At 70.4% G+C, this 12,800-nt stretch carries 10 protein-coding genes and 1 pseudogene; 4 read left to right on the top strand and 7 right to left on the bottom strand.

What is annotated here, in order from left to right; translation table 11 throughout:
- Nucleotides 1–209: pseudogene (locus AC1DSA_RS25310) on the top strand (hypothetical protein); the annotation flags it as partial.
- A 57-nt stretch (nt 210–266) separates the two neighbouring features.
- On the opposite strand, the gene AC1DSA_RS25305 reads toward AC1DSA_RS25310, so the two are convergent.
- Entirely contained in the window at nt 267–2,207 is a 1,941-nt protein-coding gene (locus AC1DSA_RS25305) for a PAS domain-containing hybrid sensor histidine kinase/response regulator (RefSeq protein ID WP_477893879.1), read from the bottom strand.
- Nucleotides 2,208–2,349: 142 nt separating this feature from the next.
- Complete coding sequence (locus AC1DSA_RS25300) at nt 2,350–3,237, bottom strand: DMT family transporter (RefSeq protein WP_477893877.1); 888 nt, start codon at nt 3,235–3,237, stop codon at nt 2,350–2,352.
- Between the two features lie 42 nt (nt 3,238–3,279).
- On the opposite strand from AC1DSA_RS25300, the gene pyrF reads away from it, so the two are divergent.
- Nucleotides 3,280–4,104 carry an orotidine-5'-phosphate decarboxylase gene (gene pyrF, locus AC1DSA_RS25295; protein WP_477893875.1) on the top strand — a complete coding sequence of 275 codons (825 nt, stop codon included), beginning with the start codon at nt 3,280–3,282 and terminating at the stop codon, nt 4,102–4,104.
- Between the two features lie 81 nt (nt 4,105–4,185).
- Here the strand turns inward: pyrF and AC1DSA_RS25290 are convergent, their stop codons facing one another.
- Both AC1DSA_RS25290 and uvrA read right to left on the bottom strand, forming a co-directional pair.
- On the bottom strand, nt 4,186–4,440 hold the full coding sequence (locus tag AC1DSA_RS25290) for a GlsB/YeaQ/YmgE family stress response membrane protein (protein ID WP_477893873.1): 255 nt from the start codon (nt 4,438–4,440) through the stop codon (nt 4,186–4,188).
- 89 nt (nt 4,441–4,529) lie between these two features.
- Nucleotides 4,530–7,418: an excinuclease ABC subunit UvrA gene (gene uvrA, locus AC1DSA_RS25285; RefSeq protein WP_477893872.1), complete on the bottom strand. Its 2,889-nt coding sequence runs from the start codon at nt 7,416–7,418 to the stop codon at nt 4,530–4,532.
- Nucleotides 7,419–7,827: 409 nt separating this feature from the next.
- On the opposite strand from uvrA, the gene AC1DSA_RS25280 reads away from it, so the two are divergent.
- Nucleotides 7,828–9,171, top strand: a complete 1,344-nt coding sequence (locus tag AC1DSA_RS25280; protein ID WP_477893870.1) for a glycoside hydrolase family 99 protein — start codon at nt 7,828–7,830, stop codon at nt 9,169–9,171.
- 142 nt (nt 9,172–9,313) lie between these two features.
- Here AC1DSA_RS25280 and ssb read toward each other — a convergent pair whose 3' ends face one another.
- The 3 genes from ssb to AC1DSA_RS25265 form a co-directional block, all read right to left on the bottom strand.
- Nucleotides 9,314–9,814: a single-stranded DNA-binding protein gene (gene ssb, locus AC1DSA_RS25275; protein WP_477893868.1), complete on the bottom strand. Its 501-nt coding sequence runs from the start codon at nt 9,812–9,814 to the stop codon at nt 9,314–9,316.
- Between the two features lie 27 nt (nt 9,815–9,841).
- Nucleotides 9,842–11,047 (bottom strand): MFS transporter, encoded by a 1,206-nt coding sequence (locus AC1DSA_RS25270; RefSeq protein ID WP_477893866.1) that lies wholly within the window; start codon nt 11,045–11,047, stop codon nt 9,842–9,844.
- Between the two features lie 135 nt (nt 11,048–11,182).
- Nucleotides 11,183–11,653 (bottom strand): hypothetical protein, encoded by a 471-nt coding sequence (locus AC1DSA_RS25265; RefSeq protein WP_477893864.1) that lies wholly within the window; start codon nt 11,651–11,653, stop codon nt 11,183–11,185.
- A gap of 303 nt (nt 11,654–11,956) precedes the next feature.
- Here AC1DSA_RS25265 and AC1DSA_RS25260 point away from each other — a divergent pair, with 303 nt between their 5' ends.
- Entirely contained in the window at nt 11,957–12,781 is an 825-nt protein-coding gene (locus AC1DSA_RS25260; RefSeq protein WP_477893862.1) for a YihY family inner membrane protein, read from the top strand.
- Nucleotides 12,782–12,800: the final 19 nt, after the last annotated feature.

Raw genomic sequence — 12,800 nt, 5'->3', positions numbered from 1 at the left:
GCGCTGCGCGCGGCGCCGTCGTCGGTGAGGTCGTCGGCGGTGACGCCGGCACCGGCGCCGCCGTCGGTGCGGCCGCAGCGCGCGGCCAGAGCCGCCGCCAGAACGCCGCCACGCAGCAGCAGCAGGCGTCCGTGTCCTCGCAACAGCAGCAGACCTTCGTGAACGCCAAGGCGGCCTGCCTGGAAGGTCGCGGCTACACGGTCAAGTAAGCCGCCGCCGCAAGCCGCCGCCGCAAGCCGCCGCGCAGTCAGGGCGGCGGGGTCGGTTCACGGAGGCGTGAGGTCCGGAGCGGCCAGCGCGTTGCGGGTGCGCGCCTCGTTCAGCAGCGTCACCAGCGCATCCAGCTCCACCGGTTTCGTCAGGTGCGCGTCGAAGCCGGCAGCGCGCGTGCGCTGCTTGTCTTCCTCGTTGCCGAAGCCGGTCATGGCCACCAGCAAGGCGGCCGAGCCGCCCGCCTGTTCCCGCAGCTGCTTGCGTGCCTCGAAGCCGTCCATGCCGGGCATCGCCAGGTCCAGCAGGATCACGTGCGGCCGCAGGCGCCGCGCCAGGGCGACGCCCGACCTGCCGTCGTAGGCGCACTCCACCTGGTTGCCCAGCAGCCGCAGCACGTCGGTGGCGCTGTCGGCGGAATCGCGGTTGTCGTCGATCACCAGCACGCGCAGCCCGCCGCCCGCGAGCCCGCCGGGGCCGGCCTCGTCGCCGGCGACCGCGCCGTGCGAGGACACCGGCAGGCGCACGGTGAAGGTGCTGCCCTGTCCCAGCCCGGGGCTGATGGCGTCGATCGAGCCGCCGTGCATTTCGGCCAGCGAGCGCGCGAGCGTCAGGCCGATGCCCAGGCCGCTCTCCGCCGCCACCGAGGTGCCCGAGTCCGCCTGCATGAACAGCTGGAAGATCGATTCGAGATGCTCCGGCGCGATGCCCCGGCCGTTGTCGGTGATGCTCACGTTCACGAAGGAATCGACGGGCGTCACGGCGAGCCGGATGCTGCCGGCTTCCGGCGTGTACCGGGCCGCGTTCACCAGCAGGTTCTGCAGCACCTGCGACAGCCGCGTGGAGTCGCCGTTCACGTAGACCGGCTCGTCCGGCTGCTCGATGGCCAGCGCGTGCCGGCGCGCGCTGATCAGCGGGCGCACCGTCTCCACGCTGCGGGCCACCACGTCGGCGAGGCGCACCAGTTCCTTGCGCAGCTTGATCTTGCCGGTGGTGAGGCGCCCCACGTCCAGCAGGTCGTCCACCAGCCGCGTGACCTGCGTGAGCTGCCGGTCGATCACGTCCCGGCAGTTGCGCAGCACGGGGCTGGGCAACGATTCCAGCTGCATGATGGTCACGGCATTGCGGATCGGCGCGAGCGGGTTGCGCAGCTCGTGCGCCAGCATCGCCAGGAATTCGTTCATGCGCCGGCTCGAACTCTCCAGCTCCTCCAGCCGCCGGCGCTCGCTCATGTCGCGCGTCACCTTGGCAAAGCCCCGCAGCTGGCCGTCGGCGTCGTGGACGGCGGTGATGACCACGTTGGCCCAGAACAGCGTGCCGTCCTTGCGCACGCGCCAGCCTTCGTCCTCGACCCGGCCGTCCCGGCGCGCGTCCTCCAGTTCGCGCTCGGGCTTGCGCGCGGCCTGGTCCTCGGGCGGGTAGAAGGCGCGGAAGTGGCGGCCGATGATCTCGCTGCCCGCGTAGCCCTTGATGGCCTGGGCGCCGGCATTCCAGCTCTGGACGATGCCCTGCGGATCCAGCATGAAGATCGCGTAGTCGCGCACGCTGTCCACCAGCATCCGGAACCGTTCCTCGCTGGTGCGCAGCTCCTGCTCGTGCTGCCGCCGTTCGGTCAGGTCGCGCGTGATCTTGGCGAAGCCGGTCAGTTCGCCCGCCGGGCCGTACAGCGCGGTGATGACGACGTTGGCCCAGAAGCGCGAGCCGTCCTTGCGCAGGCGCCAGCCTTCGTCCTCGAAGCGGCCCCGGGCCTTGGCCAGCCGCAGTTCTTCCTGGGGCCAGCCGGAAGCGAGGGCCTCGGGCGGATAGAACACGGAGAAGTGCTGGCCGATGATCTCGTCGCGCCGCCAGCCCTTGAGCTTCTGCGCGCCGGTGTTCCACGACATGACGTGACCGTCGGCATCCAGCATGAAGATGCCGTAATCCGTCACCGCCTCGATCAGCAGCTGCAGGCGCTGTTCGAGGGGCGTCTCCGGTCGTGCCGCGAGAGGGGTGTTCATGCTCACCCCATTGTCCGGAGCGCTGCGCGCCGCGGGGCAGTCTCCCAGGCAAATGCGCTGTCGTCCTACAGAAGCATCGGTGGACCTGGGCCTGCGCGATGACCTGGGCTCGCGTTGCCCATGGAACCGCCCTGGCTGCGCCTCAGGAGCTCGGCCGTCGCGTGGGCCACAGGACCGACGCGATCGCCACCATCATCAGCAGCACCGCGGCCCAGTCCTGCCAGTGCACCGCCTCCTTCAGCCACAGCGCGCCGCTGAAGACGCCCAGCACCGGGATCAGCATCACGCTGAGCGTGGAAGCCACGGGCGGCAGGCCGCGCGCGAGGTAGGTCCAGGCGGCGTGCGCGAAGCCGAAGATCAGCACCGCGTTGTAGAGGATCGCGCCGGTGGCCGTGGCGTCGGGCAGCGTCCACTGCGTGCGCTCGAAGACGATGGCCAGCACGGCCATCAGGAGGGCGGTGAGTACCGTCATCCAGAAGGAGATCGCCAGCGCCGGCGCGGCGAGCCGCGTGCGCCGCAGCATCTGCGTGCCCAGCGCCCAGAACGCGGCGGCCACCAGCGCCAGCAGCACGCCGAACGGCCGGCCGGCCAGGTGGGTGAATTCGTGCCAGAGCAGCAGCACCACGCCCAGCGCCGCGGCGCTCACGCCAGTCCAGGCGCGGCGCGACAGCGGCGACGCGAAGAACAGGGCCCCCAGCACCGCCGAGAAGATCGGCATGGTGTAGCCGAGGATGGCGGCGCGGCCGCTGGTGAGCGTGCGCACCGCCAGGATGATGCAGACGTGCCAGACGAACATGTTGGTGGCCGTGAGCCACAGGAGCTCGCGCCAGTCGCGGCGGGGGATGCGGAAGGGCACCTTCAGCACCCACAGCCCCAGCGCCAGCACCGGCAGCCCCAGCCACATCGACAGCGCGCGGAAGGTGAGCGGCGGATAGGCCGTCACGCCCAATTTCATCACCGGCCAGTTGACGCCCCACACCAGCGTGAGGAGGACGAGGACCAGCAGCTGCTGGCGGGACAGGGCATGCATGGGGCCGCATTGTGGGGGAGCCCGGGAACCTAGAATCCCCGCATGACATTCATCGAGATGCTGCAGGCGGCGCAGCAGCGCAACCGCTCCATGCTGTGCGTGGGCCTGGACCCCGAGCCGACTCGCTTTCCGGCGGGCATGAAGGACGACGCCGCGCGCATCTTCGATTTCTGCGCGCGCATCGCCGACGCCACCGGCGACCTGGCGATCGCGTTCAAGCCGCAGATCGCGTACTTCGCGGCGCACCGCGCGGAAGACCAGCTCGAAAGCTTGATGCGCCACCTGCGCGCGAGCTTCCCGCAGGTGCCGGTGATCCTGGACGCCAAGCGCGGCGACATCGGCTCCACCGCGGAGCAGTACGCGCGCGAGGCCTTCGAGCGCTACGGCGCCGACGCGGTCACGCTGTCGCCCTTCATGGGCTTCGATTCGGTGCAGCCCTACCTGAAGTCTCCCGAGAAGGGCGCCTTCCTCCTGTGCCGCACTTCCAATCCGGGCGGCGACGACCTGCAGAACCAGAGGCTGGCGTCGGTGGAGGGCCAGCCCCTGCTGTACGAGCACATCGCGCGGCTCGCGCAGGGACCGTGGAACCTGAACGGGCAGCTGGGACTGGTGGTGGGTGCAACCTATCCGGCGGAGATCGAGCGCGTGCGCGCGCTGGCGCCGACGCTGCCGCTGCTGATCCCGGGCGTGGGTGCGCAGGGCGGCGATGCGGTGGCGACGGTGAAGGCGGGCTGGCGCGCCGATGGACCGATCGTCGTCAATTCCTCGCGCGCGATCCTCTATGCGTCGGGCGGCGAGGACTTCGCCGAGGCGGCGCGGCGCGAGGCGCTGCGCACGCGCGAGGTGCTGGAGGCGGCGAAGGACTAGCTGGGGTTCACTGCGTTCACCACCAGGCTACGGCCCGGGGCGGTAGGCTGGCGTGAGCCGCAGGGGAACCCCAGCGCTGCATCAATACCGCCCGCGGCCGCGCACCAGGGCGAACACGAACAGCAGGATCACCGCGCCGATCACCGATGCGATCCAGCCGGCCGGCTCGTTGGCCGTGTACAGGCCCATGGCCTGCCCCAGGTAGCGGGCGACGAAGGCGCCGGCGATGCCCAGCAGGGTGGTCAGGATGATCCCCATGCGGTCATTGCCCGGCTTGATGGCGCGGGCGATGAGGCCGACGATGAAGCCGACGAGGATGGTGCCGATGATGGACATGCGTTCTTCTCCCAGACTTTGAGTTGGCGTGGGAGGGATGCTAGGAAAGCGCCGGCGCCGGCCTTGTAGGCGGCCTTCGTCGCCGGGGATCAGAGCAAACGCTTGAGGTAGTGGCCGGTGTGGCTGTCCGCATGGGCTGCCACCTCTTCCGGCGTGCCGGCCACCACCACCGTGCCGCCGCCGTCGCCGCCTTCCGGACCCATGTCGATCACCCAGTCGGCCGTCTTGATGACGTCCAGGTTGTGCTCGATCACGACGATGGTGTTGCCGGCGTCGCGCAGCTGGTGCAGCACCTTCAGCAGCAAATCGATGTCGGCGAAGTGCAGGCCGGTGGTCGGCTCGTCCAGGATGTAGAGCGTGCGCCCGGTGTCGCGCTTGGACAGCTCCAGCGCCAGCTTCACGCGCTGCGCTTCGCCGCCCGACAGCGTGGTCGCCGCCTGGCCCAGCTTGATGTACGACAGGCCCACGTCCAGCAGCGTCTGCAGCTTGCGCGCGATGGCCGGAACCGGCTTCAGGAAGTCGTAGGCGTCCTCGACCGTCATGTCGAGGATCTGCGCGATGTTGCGGCCCTTCCACTGCACTTCCAGCGTCTCGCGGTTGTAGCGCTGGCCGCGGCAGACGTCGCACGGCACATACACGTCGGGCAGGAAGTGCATCTCGACCTTCACCACGCCGTCGCCTTGGCAGGCTTCGCAGCGGCCGCCCGCCACGTTGAAGGAGAAGCGGCCGGGTCCGTAGCCGCGCTCCTTGGCCGTGGCGGTCTCGGCCATCAGCTCGCGGATCGGCGTGAACAGGCCGGTGTACGTGGCCGGATTGCTGCGCGGCGTGCGACCGATCGGCGACTGGTCGACGTTGATGACCTTGTCGAAGTGCTCGATGCCCTCGATCGCCTGGTGCGCCGCCGGCTCCTCGTGTGCGCGGTACAGCTCGCGCGCGACGGCGGCATACAGCGTGTCGTTCACCAGAGTCGACTTGCCGGAGCCGGACACACCGGTGACGCAGGTGAACAGGCCCACCGGGATCTCCACGGTCACGCCCTTCAGGTTGTTGCCGGTCGCGCCGGCCACGCGGATCACCTGCGGGTCCAGCTGCTCGCCCAGCCGGTTGCGCCTGGCCGGCACCGGGATCTTGAGCGTGCCCACCATGTAGCGGCCGGTGAGCGAGTTCTCGTTGGCCAGCACTTCGGCCGGCGTGCCCTGCGCCACCACCTGGCCGCCGTGGATGCCGGCGCCCGGGCCCATGTCGACCACGTAGTCGGCCGCGCGGATCATGTCCTCGTCGTGCTCCACCACGAGAACCGAGTTGCCGAGGTCGCGCAGGTGCTGCAGCGTGCCGATCAGGCGGTCGTTGTCGCGCTGGTGCAGGCCGATGCTGGGCTCGTCCAGCACGTACATCACGCCGGTGAGGCCGCTGCCGATCTGCGACGCGAGCCGGATGCGCTGCGCCTCGCCGCCCGACAGCGTCTCGGCGCTGCGGTCCAGGCTCAGGTAGTTCAGGCCCACGTCGTTCAGGAACTTCAGGCGGTTGCCGATCTCGCGCACCACCTTGTCGGCGATCTCCGCCTTGGCGCCCTTCAGCTCCAGGTCCTGGAACCAGGCCTGGCTGTCGCGCAGCGTCATGTGGCCGATCTGGAAGATCGCGCGGGCCTGCGCGCCCTCGCCCAGGCGCACATGCCGCGCCTCGCTGCGCAGCCGAGTGCCCTCGCATTCGGGGCAGGGCTGCATGCTGCGGTAGCGGGCCAGCTCCTCGCGCACCGCCGGCGAATCGGTCTCGCGGTAGCGCCGCTCCATGTTGGGGATGATGCCCTCGAAGGCATGCTTCTTGTTCACCTTGCGGCCGGCCGACGCGCCGCTCTCCAGCGAATAGCTGAAGCGGATCTCCTCGTCGCCCGAGCCATGCAGCAGCACCTTGCGGATGTGCGGCGCCAGCTCCTGGAAGGGCACGTCCGGGTCGAACTTGTAGTGGCGCGCGAGGCTGTCGATCAGCGCGAAGTAGTACGCATTGCGCCGGTCCCAGCCCTTGATCGCGCCGCCGGCCAGCGACAGCTCGGGGAAGGCGACCACGCGCGAGGGATCGAAGAACTCCATCGTGCCGATGCCGTCGCAGCTGGGGCAGGCGCCCACCGGCGAGTTGAAGGAGAACAGGCGCGGCTCCAGCTCGCTGATGGAGTAGTGGCAGACCGGGCAGGCGAACTTGGCGTTGAACAGGTGCTCGCGGCCGCCGTCCATCTCCACTGCCAGCGCGCGGCCCTCGGCCAGGCGCAGCGCCGCCTCGAAGCTCTCGGCCAGCCGCTGCTGCATGTCGGAGCGCACCTTCAGCCGGTCCACCACCACGTCGACGTCGTGCTTCTCCGCCTTCTTCAGCTTGGGCAGGTTGTCGAACTCGAACACCTCGCCGCCGACGCGAAAGCGCACGTAGCCCTGGCCCTGCATCTGCGCGAACAGGTCGGTGAACTCGCCCTTGCGCTCGCGCGCCACCGGCGCCAGCACCATCAGCCGCGTGTCCTCGGGCAGCGCCAGCACGGCGTCGACCATCTGCGAGACGGTCTGCGCCTGCAGCGGGATCTCGTGGATCGGGCAGTAGGGCGTGCCGGCGCGCGCGAACAGCAGGCGCAGGTAGTCGTGGATCTCGGTGACGGTGCCGACGGTGGAGCGCGGGTTGTGGCTGGTGGCCTTCTGCTCGATCGAGATCGCGGGCGACAGGCCCTCGATCACGTCGACGTCGGGCTTGTCCATCAGCTGCAGGAACTGGCGCGCATACGCGGACAGGCTTTCCACGTAGCGGCGCTGGCCTTCCGCATAGAGCGTGTCGAAGGCGAGCGAGGACTTGCCCGAACCGGACAGGCCGGTGATCACGACCAGCCGGTAGCGCGGCAGGTCGAGGTCGATGTTCTTGAGGTTGTGCGTGCGCGCGCCGCGGATGCTGATCCGCTGGCCAATCGCCTCATGCAGGTACTTGCCTTCGATGCTGTCGTTCACGGGTGCGGGCGCGCCAAGGGAAACCCGACATCATAGGGCGCCGGCCGTGGCCGGGGAACTTTGCCCCCGGGAGCGCCGCCATCGCGGGCCCGGATGGGGTGGGCGCGCACGGATCGCGCGTTCCCGGTAAGGCGCACACGGGATTCACTTACGGCGTAAGCGGGCTGCCTAGCCTGCTTACGCTGCCGCGCATATTGAGCTGCGGCGCGAGCACGTCGAGACTCGCTGGCTGATTCACGCACCGACCTTCCCCTGCAGTATTTCCTGGTCTTCCCGCGGTGCGCCTGCCCGGGCTCGCATGCCCTGCCGGTCCTCCGGCACCGGCATCCGACTTCCCCGACACCGCCTCGAGCAGCCGGCATGACCGGCGCGCCGCGCAGCCCAGGGTGCCTCCGGCTCCCACCTTCCCATGACCATCCCTTCCCCGAAGGCCGCGACGGCGGCCCGTTCCCGCTTCTTGCTACGCTCGCGCGTGCTCTCGACCTGCCTGCTGACCTTCTTCCTCACCGCGTGCGGTGGCGGAGGGGGCGGCGCCACCAGTGCTCCTTCGGGAGAAGCGGCCCGGGCGGCCAGCACGACCACGCTGCGCGCGAGCGTGCTGGATGGCCGCCTGATCGCCGGCTACCAGGCCTGGTACGGCTGCCCCGGCGACTATGACGGCAACACGCTCTGGATCCACTGGTTCGACACGTCGGCCGAAGCCGGCCGCATCACGGTGGACATGCTGCCGGACGTGAGCCAGCTGCCGGCTTCATCGCTGTGCGACAGCGGCCTGCGCGCCGCCGACGGCCAGCCGGTGCAGCTCTATACCGCCATGGACCCGGCGCTGGTGGACCTGCAGTTCGGCCAGATGGCGGCCAGCGGCGTGAAGGCCGTGGCGCTGCAACGCTTCGTCAGCTGGCTGGCCGATCCCGCACTCAAGCGCCGGGTCGACCGCGTCCTCGACAACGCGATGGCGGCCGCGCAGCGGCACCAGCTGCCGCTGTACCTCACCTACGACGTGAGCGGGGCGACCGAGGCCTCCGTGCTGGACCTGATCCGGCAGGACTGGGCGGACGTGCACCGCCGCTACGACCTCGCGGCGCACGCCGGCTACCTGCGCGACGGCAGCCATCCCGTGCTGCAGCTCTGGGGCTTCGGCTTCACCGACCGCCCGGGCCAGCCCGTAGCCGTGCGCCAGCTGATCGCGGACCTCAAGCAGGGGCAGGGCGGGCCGGCGGCCTTCCTCATCGGCGGCGTCCCCTCGCGCTGGTCCAGCCTCTCGGGCGATTCCAAGAGCGCGGCCGAGTGGGCGGGCGTCTATGCCGCCTACGACGTGATCAGCCCGTGGACCGTCGGCCGCTATGGCAACGCGCAGGAAGCCGCGGCCTACATCGCGGGCCTGCAAAGGGAGCAACGGGCGCTGGCGGTGCGCAATGGCCAGGGTTTCCTGCCGGTCGTCTTTCCCGGTTTCTCCAGCCGGAACCTGATGGCGACCCGCAACCTGGCGGTGCCCCTGAACCAGATTCCGAGAGACTGCGGCCGCCTGCTTGCAGCGCAGTTGCAGGGCCTGGCCGCCAACGGCGCGCGCAGTGCCTATGTCGCGATGTTCGACGAGATGGACGAGGCCACGGCGATGCTGCCGATGCTGGCGCGCCAGGCGCAGGTGCCGGCGGGCGTCAGCGCCGTGACGCTGGACCAGGATGGCTGCACGCTGCCGGCCGACCACTACCTGCAGGCGCTGAAGGACGCGGCGCTGCGCTTGAAGCCCTGAGCGGCGGGGATGGCGGACGGAAGCCTGGAAGTCCCCTGCGAACAGGCGGCGGTCTTCCTTGCAGCTTCGTCCCCAGGCAAGAACGGCCCGCCGCTGCCACGCGACGGGCCGATTGGCCTGCCAAGCCCTCAGGCCGGTTTTCCTAGAACGGAATGTCGTCGTCCATGTCGTCGAAGCCGGAGGCGGGCTTCGATGCAGCGGGACGCTGCGCCGCTGGTGCGGACGCGGGTGCGCGGCTCGGGGGGGCGGCGCGGCGCGGGGCGTTGTCGTAGCCGCCGTCGTCGTCGCCCGACGGGCTGCCCATGCCTTCGCGCTTGCCCAGCATCTTCATCTCGTCGGCGCGGATCTCGGTGGTGTACTTCTCGACGCCGTCCTTGTCGGTCCACTTGCGGGTGCGCAGGCTGCCTTCCACGTAGACCTGGGAGCCCTTGCGCAGGTACTCGCCGGCGATTTCAGCCAGCCGGCCGTTGAAGACGACGCGGTGCCACTCGGTGGCCTCCTTCATCTCCCCGGAGGTCTTGTCCTTCCAGCGGTCGGTGGTCGCGATGGTCACGTTGGCCACGCGGTCGCCGCTGGGGAAGGAGCGCATCTCCGGGTCGCGCCCCAGATTGCCGACGATGATGACTTTGTTGACGGATGCCATGGGAATTCCTTGGATGCTCTGGCTGGATTATGTCGCCTGGGCTTCGTCGGCGAGAACCTCTTCCGCCGTGTGACGCGCCTGCGGCGCACGCATGGGCCAGGCGACCACCAGCCACAGCAGCATCAAGCCAGCGCAGGTGCCGAACAGCCCGCCCAGTCCAACGTGCTTGGCCAGCCAGCCGCCGACCGCGCCGCCGGCAAAAAATCCCAGGGATTGCAGGGTGTTGTACACACCGAGCGCGGCGCCGCGCGATTGCGGGGGCGCCAGCCGCGAGGCCAGGCTGGGTTGCGTGGCCTCCAGGATGTTGAAACCGCAGAAGAACAGGAACAGCAGCCCGGTCAGCACCGCGACGCCGGGCTGGAAGGAGGTGGCCCACAGTCCCGCCTGCACCACCAGCACCAGGCCGATGGCCGACAGGAACACCGCCCGCAGGTAGCCGCGGCGCTCCAGCGTGAACATCGCTCCCATGACCACGAACGAAGCCACCACCGTGGGCAGGTAGACCTTCCAGTGGGCTTCCTTGGCCAGCCCGGCCTGCACCAGCAGCGCCGGCACGGCCACCCACATTGCCAGCTGCACGGCATGCAGCACGAACACGCCGACGTCCAGGCGGATCAGGGGCGCGTGCTTCAGCACGTCCGCCAGTCGTCCCCGCGGCACGTTGGCGTGCTGCAGTGGCGCCGGCGGCGTCCACCAGGTCACCACGGCGATGCAGCCCAGGGCCAGCAGCCCGGTGATGGTGAACAGGCCGTGCAGGCCGATGCGCGCGGCCAGCAGGGGCGCGGCGACCAGGGAGACGGCGAACATCAGGCCGATGCTGGCGCCCACCAGCGCCATCGCCTTGGTGCGCACGAGGTCGCGGGTCTGGTCGGCCAGCAGCGCGGTGACGGCGGCCGAAACGGCGCCGGCGCCCTGCAGCGCCCGGCCGGCGACCAGCCAGCCGAGGCTGGGCGCCGCCGCGGCCAGGAAGCTGCCGGCCGCGAACACCACCAGGCCGATGACGATCACGCGCTTGCGGCCGAACCGGTCCGACGCCAGCCCGTAGGGCAGCTGCAGCAGGCCCTGGGTCAGGCCGTAGATGCCCATCGCCAGGCCGATCAGCGCGGGATCGTCGCCGCCGGGATAGCGCGCCGCCTCCAGGGCGAAGACGGGCAGCACCAGGAACAGGCCCAGCATGCGGGCCGCAAAGATCATCGCGAGCGAACCGCTGGCGCGGCGCTCGGCCGGGGTCATGCGGGTCGAGAGGACGGGTGGGGAGGCGGTCACGGAAAGCGGGGAGCAACAAGCACGCCAGCGGCGCGACAAACCCCGCATTGTCCGGCATCCGGCCGGACCGTCGGCGCGGACCGGTCGTACCGGCCCGGCGGCCTACTTGGGAATGCCGGCGGCGAACCAGGCGCCGCCGGCGTTGAGGATCAGCAGCACGGGGTTGTTGCAGGGAGAGGGCGGGGTGGGCGTGAGGAAGCCGGTGATGCGGAAGTCGCCGTTGGGCTCCAGCGGCACCGGGTTGTCGACGTCGGTGTTGTGCGGCACGCCGGCGCAGTACAGGCGGGCGCGCACGCGCTGGTTCGCGGGCGTGGCGATGCCGTTGCCGCCGGCCAGCAGCAGGCCGCGGCCGTCCACCGTGATGCTGCCGTCGGACTTGACGTCGGCGCTGAGGCTGGAGATCACCCAGGGGATGCCGCCGGGATTGACGTCGAACACCGTGTTGACGGCGCCGCCCGCGCGCAGGGGCTGCGAACCGATGCCGCCGTCGAAGCGGACCAGCGGTTCGACCGCGCTGGCGGCGAGCGGGACGGTGCAGGCGGCGAGCGCCAGGGTACGGACGAGGTGTCGCATGGATCCTCCTTGGTGGACAAGGAGATGAACGCGGCGGCCCGGCAACGCATTCCACGCGTTACCAAAAATCACGCCTGCGGAAGTCGCGCCGGAGGCGACGCACCCCAACCATGCCGCCAGAATCCGGGACCAGGGCCTGTCCAGGCCGGGACGGCCGTCGATGAACAACAATGGAGGGGAGCACCATGACTTCAGCCACGCACGCGCACGGCGCGCGCCGCATCCGCCGGCGGGCCGCGTTCGCTTGAGCGCCGCGCCTTCCACCACGCCGGCCGCCCGGCGAGCGCTGCGCCTGCACGCCGCATGATCGGCCTGACCCGCCTCGCCCTGCGCCGCGCCCGGGACGAGCGCGTCGCCCAGATGGCCGGCAGCCTGACCTTCACCACCGTGCTGTCGGTGGTGCCGCTGCTGGCCGTGAGCTTCGCGCTGGTCACGCGCTATCCCTTGTTCCGCCAGCTGCACGAGGCGCTGCAGCAGCACCTGCTGCGCAACCTGCTGCCGGACGACATCTCGCGCACGGTGCTCAAGCACCTGGGCCAGTTCGCCGCCAACGCCGGCGGGCTGACGCTGGTCGGTTTCCTGTTCGTTCTGGGCGCCGCGCTGATGCTCCTGATGACAGTGGAGAACACGCTCAACCGCATCTGGCAGGTGCGCAAGCCGCGCCCCCTGGTGAAGCGGCTGGTGCTGTACCTGCTGATGCTGCTGGCCGGCCCGCCCATGCTCGGCGCCAGCCTGTGGGCCACCACGCACCTGGTGGGCGCCTCGCTCGGGCTGATCGGGCGCCTGCCCCCTTCGGCCGCCTTCGTGCTGAACCTGGGCCCCGTGCTGCTCGGGACTCTGGCGCTGGCCGCACTGTTCCACTGGGTGCCGAACGCGCCGGTGCGCCGGCGCGACGCGCTGGTGGGCGGCCTGCTGGCCAGCATCGCGTTCGAACTGGGCAAGCGGGGCTTCACCCTCTACCTGCTCAAGGTGCCCACGTACAAGGCGATCTACGGCGGGTTCGCGGCGGTGCCGGTGTTCCTGCTGTGGGTGTACTACTCGTGGCTGGTGACGCTGGCCGCGGCGCTGGTCGCCGCCAACCTGCACCGTCCCGCGCGCGCGCCGGGCCGCCGCACGGCACGCGCCTAGCGGACGGCTAGCGGCGCAG

The organism is Ramlibacter sp. P4_H7, assembly GCF_056400765.1.
Note: the sequence above shows the minus strand (reverse complement) of the source record. Positions and strands in the feature narration are given on the sequence as shown.

Bases quoted from the DNA above. Each gene is read 5' to 3' on its own strand.
- AC1DSA_RS25305 (WP_477893879.1), bottom strand. From the start codon at position 2,207: ATGAACACCCCTCTCGCGGCACGACCGGAGACGCCCCTCGAACAGCGC.
- AC1DSA_RS25300 (WP_477893877.1), bottom strand. From the start codon at position 3,237: ATGCATGCCCTGTCCCGCCAGCAGCTGCTGGTCCTCGTCCTCCTCACG.
- pyrF (WP_477893875.1), top strand. From the start codon at position 3,280: ATGACATTCATCGAGATGCTGCAGGCGGCGCAGCAGCGCAACCGCTCC.
- AC1DSA_RS25290 (WP_477893873.1), bottom strand. From the start codon at position 4,440: ATGTCCATCATCGGCACCATCCTCGTCGGCTTCATCGTCGGCCTCATC.
- AC1DSA_RS25280 (WP_477893870.1), top strand. From the start codon at position 7,828: ATGACCATCCCTTCCCCGAAGGCCGCGACGGCGGCCCGTTCCCGCTTC.
- ssb (WP_477893868.1), bottom strand. From the start codon at position 9,814: ATGGCATCCGTCAACAAAGTCATCATCGTCGGCAATCTGGGGCGCGAC.
- AC1DSA_RS25270 (WP_477893866.1), bottom strand. From the start codon at position 11,047: ATGACCCCGGCCGAGCGCCGCGCCAGCGGTTCGCTCGCGATGATCTTT.
- AC1DSA_RS25265 (WP_477893864.1), bottom strand. From the start codon at position 11,653: ATGCGACACCTCGTCCGTACCCTGGCGCTCGCCGCCTGCACCGTCCCG.
- AC1DSA_RS25260 (WP_477893862.1), top strand. From the start codon at position 11,957: ATGATCGGCCTGACCCGCCTCGCCCTGCGCCGCGCCCGGGACGAGCGC.